General features: G+C 32.7%; 21 protein-coding genes. 10 read left to right on the forward strand and 11 right to left on the reverse strand.

Annotation, left to right across the window (positions count from 1 at the left end; genetic code table 11):
- Positions 1 to 4: 4 nt before the first annotated feature.
- Positions 5 to 241, forward strand: coding sequence for a hypothetical protein (locus tag EYY60_RS15300; RefSeq protein ID WP_132990187.1), 237 nt, complete (start codon positions 5 to 7; stop codon positions 239 to 241).
- A gap of 17 nt (positions 242 to 258) precedes the next feature.
- Positions 259 to 951, forward strand: a complete 693-nt coding sequence (locus tag EYY60_RS15305; protein ID WP_132990188.1) for an aspartate/glutamate racemase family protein — start codon at positions 259 to 261, stop codon at positions 949 to 951.
- Positions 952 to 1021: 70 nt separating this feature from the next.
- On the opposite strand, the gene EYY60_RS15310 is transcribed toward EYY60_RS15305, so the two are convergent.
- Genes EYY60_RS15310 through rlmD form a run of 3 tightly spaced genes read right to left on the reverse strand, consistent with a single transcriptional unit; the run spans position 1022 to position 3795 of the window.
- On the reverse strand, positions 1022 to 1840 hold the full coding sequence (locus EYY60_RS15310) for a DUF6048 family protein (protein ID WP_132990189.1): 819 nt from the start codon (positions 1838 to 1840) through the stop codon (positions 1022 to 1024).
- Positions 1812 to 2372, reverse strand: a complete 561-nt coding sequence (locus tag EYY60_RS15315) for a DUF6452 family protein (RefSeq protein ID WP_132990190.1) — start codon at positions 2370 to 2372, stop codon at positions 1812 to 1814. Before EYY60_RS15315 ends, EYY60_RS15310 begins: the two co-directional genes overlap by 29 nt.
- Positions 2373 to 2382: 10 nt before the next feature.
- A complete protein-coding gene (gene rlmD, locus EYY60_RS15320; RefSeq protein WP_132990191.1) occupies positions 2383 to 3795 on the reverse strand; it encodes a 23S rRNA (uracil(1939)-C(5))-methyltransferase RlmD in 1413 nt (470 codons plus the stop codon).
- 214 nt (positions 3796 to 4009) lie between these two features.
- Between rlmD and EYY60_RS15325 the strand changes: the two genes are divergently transcribed.
- Positions 4010 to 5005, forward strand: a complete 996-nt coding sequence (locus tag EYY60_RS15325; RefSeq protein WP_235832337.1) for a sensor histidine kinase — start codon at positions 4010 to 4012, stop codon at positions 5003 to 5005.
- A gap of 28 nt (positions 5006 to 5033) precedes the next feature.
- Here EYY60_RS15325 and EYY60_RS15330 read toward each other — a convergent pair whose 3' ends face one another.
- The 4 genes from EYY60_RS15330 to EYY60_RS15345 all read right to left on the reverse strand — a co-directional run bounded on the left by EYY60_RS15330 (position 5034) and on the right by EYY60_RS15345 (position 8400).
- Complete coding sequence (locus EYY60_RS15330) at positions 5034 to 5444, reverse strand: hypothetical protein (protein WP_132990193.1); 411 nt, start codon at positions 5442 to 5444, stop codon at positions 5034 to 5036.
- A 154-nt stretch (positions 5445 to 5598) separates the two neighbouring features.
- Positions 5599 to 6585 carry an aldo/keto reductase gene (locus EYY60_RS15335; RefSeq protein ID WP_132990194.1) on the reverse strand — a complete coding sequence of 329 codons (987 nt, stop codon included), beginning with the start codon at positions 6583 to 6585 and terminating at the stop codon, positions 5599 to 5601.
- Positions 6586 to 6719: 134 nt separating this feature from the next.
- Positions 6720 to 7607, reverse strand: a complete 888-nt coding sequence (cysM, locus tag EYY60_RS15340) for a cysteine synthase CysM (RefSeq protein ID WP_132990195.1) — start codon at positions 7605 to 7607, stop codon at positions 6720 to 6722.
- Between the two features lies 1 nt (position 7608).
- Positions 7609 to 8400: a serine O-acetyltransferase gene (locus EYY60_RS15345; RefSeq protein ID WP_132990196.1), complete on the reverse strand. Its 792-nt coding sequence runs from the start codon at positions 8398 to 8400 to the stop codon at positions 7609 to 7611.
- 191 nt (positions 8401 to 8591) lie between these two features.
- On the opposite strand from EYY60_RS15345, the gene EYY60_RS15350 reads away from it, so the two are divergent.
- Positions 8592 to 9293: a DUF1003 domain-containing protein gene (locus EYY60_RS15350; RefSeq protein ID WP_132990197.1), complete on the forward strand. Its 702-nt coding sequence runs from the start codon at positions 8592 to 8594 to the stop codon at positions 9291 to 9293.
- Positions 9294 to 9315: 22 nt separating this feature from the next.
- Here the strand turns inward: EYY60_RS15350 and EYY60_RS15355 are convergent, their stop codons facing one another.
- A complete protein-coding gene (locus EYY60_RS15355) occupies positions 9316 to 9582 on the reverse strand; it encodes a DUF2752 domain-containing protein (RefSeq protein ID WP_317128872.1) in 267 nt (88 codons plus the stop codon).
- A 125-nt stretch (positions 9583 to 9707) separates the two neighbouring features.
- On the opposite strand from EYY60_RS15355, the gene EYY60_RS15360 reads away from it, so the two are divergent.
- Together EYY60_RS15360 and EYY60_RS15365 are read left to right on the forward strand one after the other, a co-directional pair.
- On the forward strand, positions 9708 to 9893 hold the full coding sequence (locus EYY60_RS15360) for a hypothetical protein (RefSeq protein ID WP_132990199.1): 186 nt from the start codon (positions 9708 to 9710) through the stop codon (positions 9891 to 9893).
- Complete coding sequence (locus EYY60_RS15365) at positions 9883 to 10434, forward strand: Smr/MutS family protein (RefSeq protein ID WP_132990200.1); 552 nt, start codon at positions 9883 to 9885, stop codon at positions 10432 to 10434. The genes EYY60_RS15360 and EYY60_RS15365 overlap by 11 nt, the downstream gene beginning before the upstream one ends.
- A gap of 151 nt (positions 10435 to 10585) precedes the next feature.
- Here the strand turns inward: EYY60_RS15365 and EYY60_RS15370 are convergent, their stop codons facing one another.
- On the reverse strand, positions 10586 to 11578 hold the full coding sequence (locus EYY60_RS15370) for a hypothetical protein (protein ID WP_132990201.1): 993 nt from the start codon (positions 11576 to 11578) through the stop codon (positions 10586 to 10588).
- 86 nt (positions 11579 to 11664) lie between these two features.
- Here EYY60_RS15370 and EYY60_RS15375 point away from each other — a divergent pair, with 86 nt between their 5' ends.
- The gene (locus EYY60_RS15375; protein ID WP_132990202.1) at positions 11665 to 12789 is read left to right on the forward strand and encodes a cysteine desulfurase family protein; all 1125 of its coding nucleotides are present in this window, start codon (positions 11665 to 11667) and stop codon (positions 12787 to 12789) included.
- 63 nt (positions 12790 to 12852) lie between these two features.
- Here the strand turns inward: EYY60_RS15375 and EYY60_RS15380 are convergent, their stop codons facing one another.
- Positions 12853 to 13413 (reverse strand): L-threonylcarbamoyladenylate synthase, encoded by a 561-nt coding sequence (locus EYY60_RS15380; RefSeq protein WP_132990203.1) that lies wholly within the window; start codon positions 13411 to 13413, stop codon positions 12853 to 12855.
- Between the two features lie 191 nt (positions 13414 to 13604).
- Between EYY60_RS15380 and EYY60_RS15385 the strand changes: the two genes are divergently transcribed.
- From EYY60_RS15385 to EYY60_RS15395, 3 genes are all read left to right on the forward strand, one after another.
- Positions 13605 to 14387 (forward strand): DUF5672 family protein, encoded by a 783-nt coding sequence (locus EYY60_RS15385; RefSeq protein ID WP_132990204.1) that lies wholly within the window; start codon positions 13605 to 13607, stop codon positions 14385 to 14387.
- 196 nt (positions 14388 to 14583) lie between these two features.
- The gene (locus EYY60_RS15390; RefSeq protein ID WP_132990205.1) at positions 14584 to 15690 is read left to right on the forward strand and encodes a glycosyltransferase family 4 protein; all 1107 of its coding nucleotides are present in this window, start codon (positions 14584 to 14586) and stop codon (positions 15688 to 15690) included.
- A 452-nt stretch (positions 15691 to 16142) separates the two neighbouring features.
- A complete protein-coding gene (locus EYY60_RS15395; RefSeq protein ID WP_132990206.1) occupies positions 16143 to 16910 on the forward strand; it encodes a Kdo domain containing protein in 768 nt (255 codons plus the stop codon).
- A 35-nt stretch (positions 16911 to 16945) separates the two neighbouring features.
- On the opposite strand, the gene EYY60_RS15400 is transcribed toward EYY60_RS15395, so the two are convergent.
- Complete coding sequence (locus EYY60_RS15400) at positions 16946 to 18013, reverse strand: glycosyltransferase family 9 protein (protein WP_132990207.1); 1068 nt, start codon at positions 18011 to 18013, stop codon at positions 16946 to 16948.
- Between the last annotated feature and the right edge of the window lie 49 nt (positions 18014 to 18062).

Genomic DNA, 18062 nt, shown 5'->3' on the forward strand with positions numbered 1-18062 from the left:
AAAAATGACAAAACTACAAATAAGAGCTTTTTTATATCAATTAGGAACATTTGCAATTTTATTTATAGCAGGAAGATATGTAATTGCAATGTATACTGGATTAACTGGGATTTGGATTCCAATGACTTCTTTTATTGTTGCTACTATCATTGGGCCAAAATTCCAAGCAGTGAGAACAAAAGATGGCGAGAAGCTTTTTATGAAATGGATATTTATAAAAGGAATTAAAGAAATCGGATAATTTTTTAAAACAGCATTATGAGGAAAATTGGTCTTATTGGCGGAATCAGCTGGGTTTCAACAGGAGATTACTACAAACTTATTAATGAAGGAATAAACGAAAAGTTGGGAGGTTTGAATTTCTCAGAATGTTTGGTTTATTCTTTTAATTATGCTGATATTAAAAGAAATAACGATAACAACGATTGGGATTCGACTTTTGAAATGCTTTTAAAAGGATGCGAATTTTTGAAATCGGGCGGGGCAGAAGCGATTATTTTATGTGCCAATACGATGCATTTAATTGCTGACAGGCTTGAAGAAGCGATTGGTCTTCCGTTAATTCATATTGCGACAGCTACGGCGATTGAAATTCAAAAGCAAAATATTAAGAAAGTTGCATTATTGGGAACCAAGTTTACAATGGAACTTGACTTCTTCAAAGAAAAGCTAAAAGCAAAAGGCGTAGAAACAATAATTGCAGAAAATCAGGAAGATAAAGATTTTATTCATTACACTATTTTCGAAGAATTAGGCCGAAGATTAGTAACTGACGAAACTAAAAAACGCTATTTAGAAATTGCCAATGATTTGATTTCGAAAGGAGCTGAAGGAATTATTTTAGGTTGTACCGAAATTCCTTTAGTAATAAAACCAGAAGATGTTTCGGTTGCTGTTTTTGATACTGCTTTGATCCATTCAAAGGCGGCTGTTGATTTTCAGTTGTCTTAGATTTAAAATAAAATAAAAAACCACGAATTCGACATTTTGAATTCGTGGTTTTTTATTTTGCACTAAAATATTATTTTTTAGGAGCCGCTTTAGCTGGTACTGGAATAACAGTTTTTTTCTTGTAAATCGGAATGAAATATGAAACGGTATAATTGAAGCCAATTCCAAAACTTCCATCATAAGTTCTATTAAATCCGGGAATGTATAAATTGTCAAAACCGTCTGGTTTTGAATTAGCTACAAGCATTTTCAGTTGAACGCCAAATCCAACAAATACATTATTGAATACTTTTGCTTTCAAGCCCATTGCAACTTCAATCCAGCCTGCTGTAAGCCCGCTGTATTTTTGATGCTCCGTAATTGGAGGCATTTCACCCCAATACGGATTTGGATTGTAAATTTTGTAGCTGTTCAATTCTTGACTAAAAGTACTGAATCCGCCTCGTAAACCTATTGTAATTAAGTTTTCCATATCAAGCCAGTTTTGATACAAATTGTAGTCAAAACCACCTTTTATGTAAGTTCCAGTTGCAGTCGAATTTAATCGGTCGTCGTCAGTAGTTTTGTCTTCAAAACCAAGTTCGGCGGCCAAATAATACTTTTTTGTTAATCGCCAGTCACCAACAAATTCTACTCCTTTGTAATCTTTGTCATATAAACCGCGAGTCAATTTATACAAATCAACTCCAACACGAAGTCCATAGCGATCAGTTTTAATGCTGTCGGCTTTTTTTACTTCCTGTAATGCAGGTTTTGCTACCGTTTCAGTTTTCGGTTTTTCTGGAACAATTTCTTTGGTTACTGTAGTTGTCTGTTTTTCTTGAGCATAACCCAAAAACATTGAAAACAATAAACAAAAACTAGAAATATATTTTAATGTGTGCTTCATTTTCTAATTCTATGTTATAATCATCTACATAAATTTGGGTCATCCAAAAACCTTTTGAATCTACATCCTGTTTTATAAATGGCGCTGAAATTGGCGGTCCGTCAGAAAGAGGATTAAGCTTGAAAATAGTTTTAAATCCGCAAGCTCTAGAAACATATAGATTTTGACGAGAGTAAAAAAATGTTACTTGATCTGTATTAACAGCTGCTGCATTTTCATTACCAGAATCTAAAATGAACGTATAGGTTGTAGAATCAGCATCGGTCTTTAATGGAATTGAGATTTTGCTTGCGTTTGTAAGCTGTTTTGCTTCATCGGTTGCCGCATTTTCATTAAAAATAATTCCTTGGCTCATTCCTTCTCCAATTACTTTTAAATTCGTAACGGGTTTAAGTACTGACTGATTGTTAGCATCATAAAATTCAATAACCAATCTAGGAGTGGTAGGTGTATTTGGGTCGCAAATATCATCTTTCTCACAGCTTGATAAGCCAAAAGTAAAAAGCAGTAAAACTGAAACTATTTTTTTCATTTAAAATTTATTAGCGAAGTTCTAAAAGTACAACATTTTCGACATGATGCGTTTGCGGAAACATGTCCACTGGACGTACTCTGGCAACTTTGTATTTTTCGTCCATTAAAGCTAAATCACGTGCTTGTGTAGCCGAATTACAACTTACATAAACTACTTTTTTTGGAGCAATCTTCAAGATTTGATCAATTACCAATGCATGCATTCCATCTCTTGGCGGATCCGTAATGATAACATCTGGTTTGCCATGTTGAGCAATAAAAGCTTCGTTGAAAACAACTTTCATGTCTCCAACAAAAAACTCACAATTTGTAATGTTATTGCGTTCAGCATTTGCCTTTGCATCTAAAATTGCTTCAGGAACACTTTCTACACCAATTACTTTTTTCGCTTTTTTAGAAACAAACTGAGCAATAGTCCCAGTTCCAGTATATAAATCATACACGGTTTCGTTTCCTGTCAATCCAGCAAAATCACGTGTAATTTTGTATAATTCGTAAGCTTGATCTGAATTTGTCTGATAGAAAGATTTGGCGTTGATGCTAAATTTCAAACCTTCCATTTCTTCCAAGATATAATCTCTTCCCTTATAAAGCTTGATATCTTGGTCGTAAATTGTATCGTTTTGTTTTGCATTTACCACATATTGCAATGATGTAATTTGCGGGAATTTTTCATATAAATGATCCAAAACCAATTCACGATTTGCTTTGTCATCTTCAAAAAACTGAATTAAAACCATGATTTCGCCAGTTGAAGCGGTACGAATCATTAAAGTTCTTAATAATCCAGCGTGTTCTCTCGGATTAAAAAAAGCTAGATTATGCGCATTGGCAAAGGCTCTAATTTCATTTCTAATGGCATTTGAAGGATCTTCCTGTAAGTGGCATTTTTGGATATCTAGAATTTTATCCCACATTTTTGGAATATGAAATCCTAATGCATTTCTGTTTCCTAGATCTTCGGTGCTTCCAATTTCTTTTTCAGTTAACCAACGGCTGTTTGAAAACGAAAATTCCATTTTATTTCTGTAGAAAAACTGTTTTTCTGAACCTAAAATTTCTTCAAATTCAGGAAGTTCCACTTTTCCAATTCGTTGTAAATGATTTTTGACTTCATTTTGTTTGTAATACAACTGTTGGCTGTATTTCATATTTTGCCATTTGCATCCACCACAAACTCCAAAATGATCACAGATTGGATCGATACGGTGTTTTGATAATTCGTGAAATTTTACGGCTTTTCCTTCGTAGTATGCTTTTCTTTTTTTGAATGTCTGCACATCAACAACATCACCAGGCACAACATTCGGAATAAAGATTACTTTTCCGTCTGGAGCTTTTGCAACAGAAACTCCTTTTGCACCTGCGTCTAATACTTCAATTTGATGAAAGACAACTTTGTCTGTATTTTTTCTTCCCATAGCGCAAAAATAAGGGTTTGTAAACTTTTATAAATTTAATTTTCAAAATATTTTATCAAATTGTGTAATTTAACACATAAATTAAGTTTAAAAGTTAACTTTGTTTTTTGGTAATTTCCCCTAAATGCCGCATTTTTAACCTATATTATTGTTGTTTTTTATGAAGTTATATCATAATTTGTCACAAATAAGCTTTCTAAAAAAGAGCTATGTCTTGAAATTTTTGTTTGTTGCCTTCATAGGAATACATATCCCTTTAATTGGTATTTTGTTTTTTGTGTTGTTTACAACGCAAAACATTTCGGCAATTTCGATTTTGATTTTTGCTTTAATTATGACTTTGATAGCAACTCTTCTGACTTTGTTTATTTTAAAAAAATTAATCAAGCCCATTTCGATCGCATCAAAATCTCTGGACGATTACCGAAATAATCGAAAACTTTCAGTTTTACCGACTGAATATACTGATGAAGCAGGTTTGTTAATGCGAAACATTCAGGAATCAATTTATGAATCTGAAAGTTTTATCAATGAAAAACAAGATTTGATTTATATGCTTTCGCACGATTTGAAAAATTTTGCTGGAAATCCACAAGGACTGGCACGATTAATTTTAAGCGAAAATCCATCTGAGTCAGTGAAGCATTTGGCAGAATTAATTTGTGAATCGACAAGTTTGCAATTTCGATATATCGATAACTTTATAAAGCTTTTGAAAGAACAAGATCAAGTTGCAAATCTTAACCCTGAAGCTAAAACTGTCGTTTTTTCAAATATTGCGTCTTTTATTAATGAACAAGTCGAGCAAAGACTTTTAGATAAAAACATTACGATGAGTCTGAGTTTGGAAATTTCTGAAGCTGAACTTAGAATAGATGAAGGTTTGCTGGTTCAAGTTTTGGTTAATTTGATTAGCAACGCTATCAAATTTTCTTATTTTGATAGCGAAATCAAAGTTCGAATTTATAATGAAGATTCTAAATTAACTATTACAGTTGCCGACAAAGGGGTAGGATTTGATAAAAATCAAATTGAAGAATTGTTTAAAAAATTCACCAAAATGAGTCGTTTAGGAACTGCAAACGAATTGTCAACCGGAATTGGTCTTTATCTATGCAAAAAGATCATCGAACGTCATAAAGGTACATTGACTGCAATAAGTGAAGGAAAAAACAAAGGCGCCGAATTTAAGATTGAATTTGAGCTTTAGTTTTTTGTTGCAAAGAATTTAGCGCCTGTCAAAAAGCAGTATTACGGAGAAAAGTTGGTTTTCCATCTACACAACCAATTCCGTCTGGAGGAACAGGAACGTCACAAGTCGAAAAAATACCCCATTTTACATTAAATGCAGCTTCTGCTTCTGTATATGATTTTACTTTGGCTAAAAAATCGATCGTATTTATTTTTTTAGAATAAAGAATGTATTTGGCTGGACCACCGCACGCTTTTGTGCCAATTGCCGTAAAATCCCAGTCCTTAGAATCGGTGCAAGGTGTCGTATTTACTTGCGAAAGCGCTACAATTTCCTGATACATTTTTTCTAATTTCTGTGCATCCTCTTCCTGAGAAGCATTTGAATTGGCATCGTCGTTATTGCAAGAAGCAAGCATTAGACAAACTACAGCTAGTATAAAACCTAATTTTTTCATGGTAAGTGATTGTTGGTTAGTTTTATATGTAGATGAACAAAATCAAAAAAGGTTGCGTGGGGAAAGAGATACTAAGTTGCTAAGATACTAAGTTACTGAGTTCAAAATCTTAGAACCTTAGCAACTTAGTATCTTAGTATCTTAGCATCTTAAACTACCATAAATGGTGAACTGAAGATTTTATGTATTTTTCATAAATCGCATTCATAGCAGCGATTTTTTCAGGATTTATTTTGGGAAGATCATAAACAGATAAATTTGACAAAACGTGATCCGCTTTTGAGGCACCTGGAATAATACAGCTAATTTCTTCGAAATTTAAAATCCATTGCAAAGCGATAGGAGCTAAGTTTGAATTTTCTGGAAATAAAGCTTTCAATTCTTCGACGGCTTTTAGCCCTAATTCATAATCGATTCCTGAGAATGTTTCACCTTTGTCAAAAGCATCTCCGTTACGATTAAAATTACGATGATCTTGAGGTTCAAAAGTAGTTTTTGAATCAAATTTACCTGTTAAAAGTCCGCTTGCTAATGGAACTCTAGCAATAATTCCGATGTCTTTTTTCTTTGCTTCAGAGAAAAATAATTGTGAAGGGCGCTGGCGGAACAAATTAAAAATAATCTGAACAGTAGTCACATTTGAATATTCAATTGCTTTTAGTGCCTCTTCAACCTTTTCGACGCTTACGCCGAGATTTAAAATTTTTCCTTGATCTTTTAATCGGTCAAACAATTCAAAGATTTCTGGGCGATAATAAACTTCGGTAGGAGGGCAGTGCAACTGAATCAAATCTAATGTTTCTAATCCCGTTCTTTTTAAGCTGTCTTCAACAAATTTTTGAAGCACTTTTGGTTGATAGCCCTCATTCACATGCGGATTAATTTGTCGCCCGCATTTTGTCGCTACATAAATGCGTTCAGAACGAGAACGAACCACACGTCCAACAGCAGTTTCGCTCAAGCCGTTTTCGTAAACATCAGCGGTATCAATAAAATTAACACCGTTGTCAATTGCTGTATTTATAAGCGCATCGGCTGTTTTATCATCAAATCCTGATCCCCATTTTCCTCCAACTTGCCAAGTTCCAAGTGAGATTTCAGAGATATTAAAGTTGGTTTTTCCTAGTTTTCTGTAGTTCATTTTTTTTAAGGTGCTAAGTTGCTAAGGTTCTGAGTTGCTAAGTTTTTTTATTTTAAGTTACTGAGATGCTTAAATTTGTAGATAAAGTATGGAAAACTTAGAGTCTTAGTAGCTTAGAAACTTAGCATCTTTTTCTAATCAAATAAATCCGAAGATAAATATCGGTCGCCGCGGTCGCAAATAACAGCAACCACAACTCCAGATTCTAATTGTTCTGCAATTTTCAAAGCAACAGCTACCGAACCGCCACTGCTCATTCCTGCAAAAACGCCTTCTTCAAGAGCTAATCTTTTTGTCATTGCTCTAGCTTCTTCCTCGCTCACATCGATTACAGTATCAACTTTAGAAGCATCAAATATTTTTGGCAAATATTCTTGAGGCCATTTGCGAATTCCTGGAATTTGAGATCCGTCGCTTGGCTGTGCGCCAACAATTTGAATCGCAGGATTTTTTTCTTTTAAATAAGTCGAAGTTCCAATAATAGTTCCTGTAGTTCCCATAGCCGAAACAAAATGAGTTACAGTTCCTTCGGTGTCATTCCAGATTTCAGGTCCAGTTGTCTTGTAATGTGCTTTCCAGTTGTCGTCATTTGCAAATTGATTCAACATCAAATAACCGCCTTGAGCGACTTTTTTGTCGGCATAATCTCTTGAACCTATGATTCCTTCTGCGGCAGGCGTTAAAATCACTGTTGCGCCATATGCACGCATGGTTTGGGTTCGTTCTTTAGTCGAATCTTCTGGTAAAACCAATTCAATTTCAATTCCAAATAGTTGTGCAATCATTGCAAGCGCAATTCCCGTATTGCCGCTCGTCGCTTCAATTAACTTGTCACCTTTTTTAATTTCGCCTCTTTCTAAAGCAGCTGCAATCATATTATATGCTGCTCTGTCTTTTACGCTTCCGCCAGGATTGTTCCCTTCAAGTTTCAGCAGCAGTTTTACGTTTTTATTTTTAACCAAATTGACAGTTTCCATCAATGGAGTATTTCCAATTAGGTTTAGCAATTTTTGTGGACTCATTTTATTTTTTTTCTTTTATTTTAACTTCAGTTGTGGTCGTATTTAAAACGATAGAATCTTCAGGAATCGATTTGGTGATCCAAGCATTTCCGCCCACAATGCTATTTTTTCCAATAACAGTTTCGCCGCCAAGAATCGTTGCATTTGCATAAATGCATACATTTTTTTCAACCGTAGGATGACGTTTTGCGTTTTTCATGTCTTTGCTCACGCTAAGCGCGCCTAACGTAACACCTTGGTAGATTTTCACATGTTTTTCAATTACTGTCGTTTCTCCAATAACAATTCCTGTAGCATGGTCAATAAAAAATGGCGATGCAATTTTTGCTCCTGCGTGAATGTCGGTTCCGGTAATTCTATGCGCGTATTCGCTCATCAATCTTGAAAAAAGCAACAAATCAAGCAGGTATAATTCGTGGCTTAATCTGTAAATGGCAATAGCGTAAAAGCCTGGGTAGCCAAGATAAACTTCATCAATGCTGTTTGATGCAGGATCATTTTCTAAAATATATTCAGCATCCTGATTTAGTTTTTCTAAAACTGCAGGAAGTTTTTCAAGAAACTTGTCCCAAATTGATTCGCATAGATTTTCTGGTTTTTTGCAAGCCAAAACAGCAATTTCTTTAAAGCGAATTTCAAGATCACTGATGCTTTCGTCCAAAGCCGCATTCGAATCAAATAGAGTATAAAAAAGCTTTTCGGTAAAGTCTTCTGTTTTAGTTTTAATACCGTAGTTTATGTTAGAATGGCTCTTTAGAGCCTTTATGTTTTGTATGATACTTTCTTTTGTCACAATCGAAAAATTGAGTGGATAATTTTGAAACGTTAAAAGTAAGGCGTTTTTTGTAAATAAGGGCATGAATTAACTAAAGAAATTTTGTGTTGCGACTTGTATTTGTGATATTAAAAAGATTGCCGAATCATGAATTAAGATGTAACTCCTAAGAAGTTAATTGCTTAAATTAGCTTTATAAAATCCCTAAAATGAAAAATAATTCAACTTTTAAAAGCGCAATTTCTGGTATTGAATTTTCAGAAAGTGAGAAAATCTGTGGAAAATCAATTCACGATCCTATTTTGAGTCTTATAACGAAAGATCACCCTTCGTTTTGTGATGATGACTGCATATCAGTGCATGAATTGAATGAATACCGCCAAAAGTATATTTCGAATTATTTGTCAAGAGAAATTGGAATGCTTTCGGATCTTGAAAAAAACGTTATTTCTTCGTTGAAAGAAGATAAATCAATAGTAAGTATTGTTGAAGATGAAGAAGAAACACGAAATCTTGGACAAAAAGTGGCCGATCAAGTAGCTGATTTTGGCGGAAGCTGGACTTTTATCATTTCGTTTGTCTTTTTTATTGTAATCTGGATTGGCTCCAATGTTTTTATCTTGATGAACAAAGGTTTTGATCCGTATCCGTTTATTTTGCTTAATTTGATTTTGTCCTGTATTGCAGCTTTGCAAGCTCCAGTGATCATGATGAGTCAAAATCGTCAGGAAGAAAAAGACAGAAATCGTGCAAAAAAAGATTTTATGATCAACTTAAAATCGGAATTGGAGATCAGAATGATCCATGATAAAATTGATCATTTGATTATGCACCAGCAACAAGAATTAATCGAAATTCAAAAAGTTCAAATCGAAATGATGAATGACATTTTAAATCAGATCAAAAAATAATCCCGAAGCTTCGGGACAAAAATCAGAAGTAAAAATGCTTGAGGTAATAACCGGCGATAACAAAAATGAGGTTGATGAAAGCAAAATTCCAAACTGCTTTTTTGTATTTTTTTGATTTGTCGAAAAAGTAAAAAAGCAGAAAACCGAAAAATAAAAGAGTCGAATAAAGTGCCGGATACATTTTGAAAGCGCCTAAAAATTCGCCATGAAAAAGTAAGAATAAGGCGCGTTGAAAACCACACCCTAAACAGTCAAATCCGAAGAGCATTTTGAAGAAGCAGGGAACCATATAATTTTCGAAATTCAATCAAGGTATTTTTTGCAATTTTACAAAAAAATATTGGATGTGATTTTAGAATTGGCAAACTGCTATTTTAAAGTTTCATACTTTTGAAATCTTATATACTAGAAAAAATGAAAGCCTTTAAAATTTTAATAATGATTCTTGCAATTGGAGTAGCGCTTTATGAGCAAGTTTCTGAAGAAAAAAATATCTACATCATGATTGTTGCAATTGTAGTTTTCATGTATGGAATGATGCAACTGAGTGCAAAAACGCCAAGTAAAAATCAAGATAAAGACGAAGATAATGTTGAGTAAAGGAGACAAGGTTTCGGTTTTAGACGAAGCTATAAATGGAACGGTGGTTTCGGTTAAAAATAACGAAGTTTTGATTGAAACTGAAGATGGTTTTATGATGACATTTTTTGTCAATGAATTAATTAAAATTCAAGAAACCAGCGATTTAATGAATTCTATTAAAAGAATTGATTTAGATGAGATCAAAAAAGAAAAAACAGAGCCAAAACCACGCAGTTTTGTAAAAGAAAAGAAAGATAAACGCGATATTGCCGTTCCAGAATTTGATTTGCACATCGAAAAATTAGTCCCAAATAAACGTGGTATGTCAAATTATGATATTTTGACTTTGCAGACTGAAACTGCAAAAAGACATATCGAATTTGCGATCAAAAACAGGATTCCTAAAATTGTTTTTATTCATGGTGTCGGTGAAGGAATTCTTAAAGCCGAACTTGATTTTTTATTGGGACGTTACGACGGAATAGATTTTCAAGATGCCAATTATCAAAAATATGGACTTGGAGCAACTGAAGTTTATTTTAGGCAAAACAATAAATGATCTGATTTTTCATGCCTTAAAATTGCTGTTTTCAAAGCATAAAAAAACATCCGTTTTTCGACTTGATTCTGTTATAAAATCAGTTTGAAAAACGGATGTTTTTTTGTAAGAATATGAAAAGCTTTTTGCTTCGTTTTTTTTAGATTGTAATTTAGGGCGCAATAGTAGTTACGGTTCCTAAAACAAATTCGGTTGCAAGTTTAAAAGTATTGTTGCCTTTTTTCAAACTAGCGTTTCTCAAAACAACTTTATGCTTGTATACATTATTGTTATGGGTGGTGGTCACTTCTATAATTCCACTTACATTTGCTTCACCTGTAACGCCTACCCAAGTATCTTTTACGGTTGGGCTCGTAGGTGTTGTGTTGGTACAATAATAGTCTTTTGTTGCTTCTGGCAAATTCGTGTTATAAGTTCTGTAATAAACATTATTTGAAATGACTGCAGGAGTTCCAGAGCTTGCATTGATCAAGCTTTTTCTAGGCTGTCCTATTGGAGTATCTTCTGGTTTAATTAAGTTTTTGTCTAAATTTTCGATTACTAATGAGTTTGATAGATTATTGTTGTAAACTTTATTCTGTACATCACAATATTTTGCAACTTCGTCTGTAAACGCAACAACAACAGGAGTTACAGTAGTTTTAAAATCTCCAAAAACAAAATTATCTTCAACTTGAGTAGGTCCTGGTTTAGAAAATGTAATTCCATTAAAGGTAATATTGTGATTATAACCTTCAATTTCTGTATGTCCATCTGTTGGTGGAGGACTTTTGTAAAGAGCTGTAGTAACAATTTCTATTTTTCCTCCAATTGCATACCATTCTTGATTGATATTTGGCGTAGCTGGTGGTATTGCATCGCAAATGTTTGATTTTGATACCGTTCCATCATACGTTCTGTAAAAAAAGCGATATTGGCTATTGTCAAGATTGTAAGTTATAGTGTCAGGTTGAGTTGCAAGTTGGTTTTCAGGCATTTGTAATATTAAAGCTTCCTGAGGTTTAAGCTTGTAAATTAACGTATTAGTTGCGTCGCAGCTTGTTGCTGTTATGTCTTTAAAGTCAATGTTTTCTACCGTTAAATCACCATCATCGCAACCATTTAGTAAAAGCGCAAATAATAGAAGGCTTGCATATTTTTTCATCGTAATTTTATTTGGGTCAAAAATAGTGAAAAATTTGGCAAATGATATTGAAGATTGGACAATTGATATTTCATAACTTTGCAGCAATGAAAAAAGTATATCTCGACAACGCCTCTACAAGTGCCATGCGTCCTGAAGTAATTCAGGAAATGACAAAAGTTATGACAGAAGATTTTGGGAATCCATCTTCTACACATAGTTTTGGACGAAATGGAAAAACCATTTTGGAACTTTCTAGAAAAAGCATTGCCAAGCATTTAAATTGTGCCGCACAAGAAATTATTTTTACTTCTGGCGGTACTGAGGCCGACAACTGGATTCTGCGTTCTGCTGTTGAAGATTTAAAAGTCGAGCGAATCATTACTTCAAAAATTGAGCATCACGCTGTTTTATATAGTGTTTTAGCGCTGGAGTCTGATTACGGAATCCTGGTTGATTACGTAAATGTTAATCCAGATGGAAGTATTGATTTGACGCATTTGTCTAATTTGCTTTCAGAAGATAAAAAGACAATTGTAAGCTTGATGCATGTAAATAATGAAACAGGGACAATTTTAGATCTTGAAAGAGTTGGAGTTATTTGCAAGCAGTATAATGCATTGTTTCATTCAGATACAGTACAGTCTGTGGGGAAAACAGAAATTGATCTTCAAAAAATCCCAGTTGATTTTATCGTAGCAAGTGCCCATAAGTTTCACGGACCAAAAGGAATTGGATTTGCATTTGTGCGAAGAAATTCGGGCTTACAACCGTTGATTTTCGGAGGAGAGCAAGAAAAAGGTCTGCGTGCCGGAACCGAAGCTGTTCATCAAATTGCGGGAATGGCAAAAGCATTATCAATTTCGTATGAAAATCTCGATCAAGAAAGAACTTATATTTCGGGGTTAAAATCGTACTTGATTCAACAGTTGGAAATTCATTTTCCTGGTTTTAGAATTAACGGTAAAAAAGAGGATTTCTACAATATCATCAATATAATTCTGCCTTTTTCTTCAGACAAAACTTCGATGCTTTTGTTTAGTCTCGATATGAAAGGAATTGCGGTTTCAAGAGGAAGCGCTTGCCAGTCAGGAAGCATAAAACCTTCTCATGTTTTAAAAGAAATGCTTTCGGAGGCGGATCTAAAATTACCAAATCTCCGAATTTCATTCAGCCACTACAACACAAAAGAAGATATAGATTGGCTTATTGAGAGTTTGAAAACGGTTTAAAATTTCAAGTTTCAGGTTCCACGTTCTATTTGTAACTTGAAACTTGAAACTTGAAAAAAAAAACTATTTACGAATCACTTTTACTTGCGAATCGTTCGTCAATTTTATAATTGTAGATGATTTTCCGTTTATTTTATCTTGATTCAGTTTCACAACATAATCAACGCCATTAACTATTTCCGGACTAATATCTTTAAAAGCAATTGGAGTAGGTTGTCCTGAAATGTTAGCAGAAGTAGAAACTAAAGGTTTCTTCATTCTTTCCATCAACTTGAAGCAGAAAGGCTCTTTTACCAAACGAACACCCAATGATTTATCTGCTGCAATAATATTTGGCGCAACATTTCTAGCGTCATCCAAAATCAAAGTTGTTGGTTTGTCTGATAAATCCCAGATTTGCCAAGCAACTTCGGGAATGTTTTTGAAAACATTATAGATCATCTTTTCTCCGTTCATCAAAACAATCATGCTTTGTGTTTCGGCACGTTGTTTTAATTTGTAAATTTTTGCAACAGCTTCAGGGTTAGTCGCATCGCAACCAATTCCCCAAACAGTGTCAGTTGGATAAAGAATAATTCCTCCTTCTTTAATTACTTCGTAAGCATTGATTATTTCTTCGTTCATTGTAAAATGGAATGTAATTTTATTGCAAAATTAATATTTCTTCTTCGTATAAAGTTTAAAATTATTTACAATAATCGAGTTTTTGTAATTTATAAGATTATTTTTGTTGCTTAAGTTAAAATGTCCAAAAACAAGAATGTGGTTCAAATCGCATTCTTGCAGATTAATCTTAAAATACCACAAAATACCACATGTCTCAAAAATTAGTAAAAGTAATTATTCCTGTTTACAAGGAATATTTTGGTGAACTCGAAGAAAAATCATTTTTGCAATGTTGCAAAGTCTTGAAAGACTATGAAATTGTAATTGTGCATCCAGAAGGATTAAATCATTCTTATTTGACTAGCAAGTTTGAGAATATTTCGGCTAAAAGTTTTCCGAAAAAATATTTTACTTCTATTGACGGTTATAATGAATTGCTTTTGTCGCCACTATTTTACGAAAGCTTCTTGGATTCTGAATACATTTTGATTTACCAATTAGATGCTTTTGTTTTTAAGGATGACTTGACAAAATGGTGCCAAAAAGGATATGATTATATTGGAGCTCCGTGGCTTGCAACTCCGGAAGATACTGTGTTTTTAAAGTACTATCATAAATTAGTTCGAAAGCTGTCTAAGAAAAAACAAGAAAGACATCAGATATTCTATAAATCAGGAAACGGTGGATTCTCATTGCGTAAAGTGGCGTCGCATTATGTAATAACAAAAAAATATCAGCAATTTATTTCTGATTTTCTAAAAGAAGAAAAAAAGAAAATCTATGCTATAGAAGATGTGTTTTGGTCCTTAAAAGCTCCTGAATTTGAAAAGAATTTTAAAATTCCAGACTATAAAGAAGCAATTTATTTTGCATTAGATAGAAAACCAAATATCGGAATGAAACTTACAAATAACGAACTCCCTTTTGGTTGTCATGGAATTAATAAGCCAAAAGTGATCGATTTTTGGAAACCTATAATTAACAAGTATTAAGTACTTTTTTATAAAAATAAAAGCAAAGCAAAATCACGCAAGATCAATTGCGATTTTGCTTTGCCAATTCATCACCTAAAAAACTTTATCACTAAAATTTAAAGATTGTTTTTAATGTAAGAACTAGATTTGATTTATTTTTAACATAATTTTTCCTACTTTATTTTATATTTGCAAGCTGTGAAATCATCTTTTTATGAAAGTATTGCATATATCAGGAGCAAAGGCATGGGGCGGAAATGAACAACAATTAGTTTATTGTATTCCAGAATTGAATAAATTAGAAATTGAAAATGTAGTTTTCGGAATTAAAGATACAGTGTTAGAAAAGCTATGTTTAGAAAATAATATTTCATTTATTCCCGCTAAAAATAGAAAGCTTGTAAAATTTTCAAATTATAAACAGTTTAAAGAATTGATAAAAGATATTAAGCCTGATTTAATTCATCTTCATACCAGCAATTCTTTGACGTTTTATGTGTTAAGTAATTTGTTTTTAAAGCTAAATGCAAAAGTTGTTTTTTCTAAAAAAGCAATCAGTGCGAGCAGTAGTTTTTTGAGTAATTTCAAGTATAATTCAAAAGCAATTCATGCTGTTTTTTGTGTTTCAAATGCGGTTAAAGAGAATTTTGCAGAAGCGCTTTCTGCTTCAAATAAATCAAAATTAACGGTTGTTCCCGATTGTGTTCCTCTAGAAATCGTAAATAAGAAGCCAAAAGTTAGCTTGAGAGAAAAATATAAAGTTGCTGAAGGCAGATTTTTAATTGGAAATATTGCAAATCACACAGAAGCAAAAGATTTAGAAACGTTTGTAAATACAGCAGACTATTTAGTAAATGTACTGAATAGAAAAGATCTTGTTTTTTTTCAGATAGGAGATTATACAAAACGTACAAATGAATATTTAAAGCACGTTACTGAAAAAAATCTTCAAGATTATGTTGTTTTTACTAATACCATTGAAGATGCATCTGCTTTAAACAAGGAATTTGACGTTTTTTTAATGACATCTCAAAGAGAAGGGGGACCGACTTCTGTTTTAGAAGCTATGCTGATTGGCGTTCCGATAGTTTCAACTAACGTAGGAATTGTGCCAGAAATCATAACAAATGGTGTTAATGGATTTATTGCTCCTATTAAAGATTTCAAAAGTTTAGGAGATAATATAAATTTACTTTTAAGGGATAAAAATTTGCAGAACAGTTTTGTTGAAAATGGTAAATTTGCTGTTAAAAAAGGTTTTATAGCTCCAGTGATTGCAAGAAATACAGCCGAAGCCTATACAACATTAATCAATTCATAAATATTTTAAACTGTATATGGTAAACTCTGTTATGAAATAAAAAACTCAAAAGATATTCTTACTTTTACATAAGATCTTCATGTTTCTCCAGAATCTTTTGAAAATCAATATGAAGTTAAGTGGTTTGAGTTGAATAACGACTAATGTCAAATTTTAAAATCATGCATTTTTATTTTAAGATTAAACCTTTTTTCTTTTTTGGTGTCTAAGATGAAAACATATTTATTTCAGTTTAATTTGCTTTGAAGTAATATAAAAGCAAAATGTCCGTTTTCCATTTTGAAAATGCGTATTTTTTTAAAGGAATTATGTGTTTTTGGAAGTTAAAAACAAACAAAAAAACAATTTACGGCAAACCGCTATGTTTATTGCGATTTAATGAATATGAAATAGCATATTCGTTTGAAGTATTATATTCTATGCGTATTTTTGCCGTCTATAAAAAATCATAAATGAATTTTAGAGTAAACCCCGTTTTTTTAAACGCTATCTCATCTATTCTTGGTGTTACTAGAGATTTCAATGTTTCTGGAACTATTTTTGGTAACGGACAACGCAACATTATTAAGTTATTTGATCTTGATGGTAAAACAATTAATATTAAATCATTTAAGATTCCTAATTTGGTAAATAAAGTTGTTTATAGGTTTTTTAGAAAATCTAAGGCAGAACGTTCTTATGAATATGCTACAATTCTGTTGAGTAAAGGTATTGGTACACCGGAACCAATTGCATTCGTTGAAAATTTTAATGCGTTAGGTTTAAAAGACAGTTATTATGTAAGTGAGCATTTAGTAACAGAATTAACTTATAGAGAACTTATACTAATTCCAGATTATCCAGATGGAGACAATATTTTAAGACAGTTTACCAGATTTTCTTTTGATCTTCATGAAAAAGGAATTGAGTTTCTAGACCATTCTCCTGGAAATACTTTGATAAAGAAGGTTGCAGACAATAAATACGAATTCTTCTTGGTCGATTTAAACCGAATGGATTTTCACGAGACTATGAGTTTTGAGCAAAGAATGCATAATTTGAGACGTTTGACGCCTGAAAAAAATATGATCGCTGTAATGAGTAATGAGTATGCTAAACTTTATCCTAGCAAAACAGAGGCTGAAATTTTTGAAAAAATGTGGCAGGAGACATGCGACTTTCAAGAAAAATTCGCTAGAAAGCAAAGACTGAAAAAGAAATTAAAATTCTGGAAAAAATAATAAGATCTGCCTTTGCTTCTTGACAATATTGATGACTACAAATTCTCGTTTAAAAAATAGGAGATTTGATCTTTGAAAAAATCAGGAGTAAATTGAGTATACAATTGAAGTGTATTTGGCTTTACTTCTTTATCGCCCAATTTGCTAAATAATTCGGGTTTAAAGTCATTTAAGTGCACAGAAATATTTTGTTTGCCATCCTCAAAAGTTGCCCAATCGTTTTTGTCAACATGAGGAGAAAAAATAGTAAACGAAGGTTTGTTTAATGCCTTTGCCATATTTATAGCGCCTCCGTCGTTTCCTATAATGACATCACACAGATCCATTATAGCGATAAAAGAACTTAAATTGCCAGCTAGCAAGTCAAAATGTATTTTTTTCTGAGTTGCCTTTGAACATAAATTGTGTACTTTCTGTGCATCTTCGATTTGGCTCGGAAAGTAATTGAATAGAATTTCGGCATCATTATTTTGGCCTACATATTCAACGATTTCAGCCATATATTCTAAAGGATATGTTTTAATCTTCTCACTTCCCAAAAGGCTGATCATTATAATTTTCTTGTTTTGATCTACATTATGCTTTTGGAATAAAGCTAATGCTTCTTCATTTTCTTTAGGATCAACATATAATTTTGGATATGGATTGATCGAATTTGGATTCAGATTTAATGGTTGTAACAATAAAAGTCGATTATCGATTGCTTGACCGTATTTTGTTTTAGCCTCTTTTGGCAGTCGATTAAGATTATGGTTGTAAAACAATGAAGAATACCACTTGTAATACGATATTTTACTAGTTGCACCAGAAAATAATGTTATTAAATTGGTTTCTAATTTTCCGTATACATCTATAAGAATATCGTATTTTTTGGCTCTAATCTCAAAAAAAAACTTAAATAATGAAGGATATGATTTTCGCGTTTCATTTGGAAGCAATATTATAGAATCAATATTTGGATTTCCAAGCAAAACATCTTTACAATTAGGATAACACATGAAGTCTATTGTGGCGTCTGGATGAGCTTGTTTCAAGCTATTGCAAAGGATTGAACTTAGCAAAACGTCTCCAATTCTTTTCTGCTGTATTACTAATATTTTCATTTTAAATAGTTTGAGTATTTTGATTAAGGCTTAACTTTTTTATAAAATG

The sequence above is a fragment of the Flavobacterium zhairuonense genome, from assembly GCF_004352915.1.
Taxonomy (GTDB): domain Bacteria; phylum Bacteroidota; class Bacteroidia; order Flavobacteriales; family Flavobacteriaceae; genus Flavobacterium; species Flavobacterium zhairuonense.

Coding starts and splice junctions, on each gene's coding strand:
- EYY60_RS15300 (WP_132990187.1), top strand. CDS start 5: ATGACAAAACTACAAATAAGAGCTTTTTTATATCAATTAGGAACATTT.
- EYY60_RS15305 (WP_132990188.1), top strand. CDS start 259: ATGAGGAAAATTGGTCTTATTGGCGGAATCAGCTGGGTTTCAACAGGA.
- EYY60_RS15310 (WP_132990189.1), bottom strand. CDS start 1,840: ATGAAGCACACATTAAAATATATTTCTAGTTTTTGTTTATTGTTTTCA.
- EYY60_RS15315 (WP_132990190.1), bottom strand. CDS start 2,372: ATGAAAAAAATAGTTTCAGTTTTACTGCTTTTTACTTTTGGCTTATCA.
- rlmD (WP_132990191.1), bottom strand. CDS start 3,795: ATGGGAAGAAAAAATACAGACAAAGTTGTCTTTCATCAAATTGAAGTA.
- EYY60_RS15330 (WP_132990193.1), bottom strand. CDS start 5,444: ATGAAAAAATTAGGTTTTATACTAGCTGTAGTTTGTCTAATGCTTGCT.
- EYY60_RS15335 (WP_132990194.1), bottom strand. CDS start 6,585: ATGAACTACAGAAAACTAGGAAAAACCAACTTTAATATCTCTGAAATC.
- cysM (WP_132990195.1), bottom strand. CDS start 7,607: ATGAGTCCACAAAAATTGCTAAACCTAATTGGAAATACTCCATTGATG.
- EYY60_RS15350 (WP_132990197.1), top strand. CDS start 8,592: ATGAAAAATAATTCAACTTTTAAAAGCGCAATTTCTGGTATTGAATTT.
- EYY60_RS15355 (WP_317128872.1), bottom strand. CDS start 9,582: ATGGTTCCCTGCTTCTTCAAAATGCTCTTCGGATTTGACTGTTTAGGG.
- EYY60_RS15360 (WP_132990199.1), top strand. CDS start 9,708: ATGAAAGCCTTTAAAATTTTAATAATGATTCTTGCAATTGGAGTAGCG.
- EYY60_RS15365 (WP_132990200.1), top strand. CDS start 9,883: ATGTTGAGTAAAGGAGACAAGGTTTCGGTTTTAGACGAAGCTATAAAT.
- EYY60_RS15370 (WP_132990201.1), bottom strand. CDS start 11,578: ATGAAAAAATATGCAAGCCTTCTATTATTTGCGCTTTTACTAAATGGT.
- EYY60_RS15375 (WP_132990202.1), top strand. CDS start 11,665: ATGAAAAAAGTATATCTCGACAACGCCTCTACAAGTGCCATGCGTCCT.
- EYY60_RS15380 (WP_132990203.1), bottom strand. CDS start 13,413: ATGAACGAAGAAATAATCAATGCTTACGAAGTAATTAAAGAAGGAGGA.
- EYY60_RS15385 (WP_132990204.1), top strand. CDS start 13,605: ATGTCTCAAAAATTAGTAAAAGTAATTATTCCTGTTTACAAGGAATAT.
- EYY60_RS15390 (WP_132990205.1), top strand. CDS start 14,584: ATGAAAGTATTGCATATATCAGGAGCAAAGGCATGGGGCGGAAATGAA.
- EYY60_RS15395 (WP_132990206.1), top strand. CDS start 16,143: ATGAATTTTAGAGTAAACCCCGTTTTTTTAAACGCTATCTCATCTATT.
- EYY60_RS15400 (WP_132990207.1), bottom strand. CDS start 18,013: ATGAAAATATTAGTAATACAGCAGAAAAGAATTGGAGACGTTTTGCTA.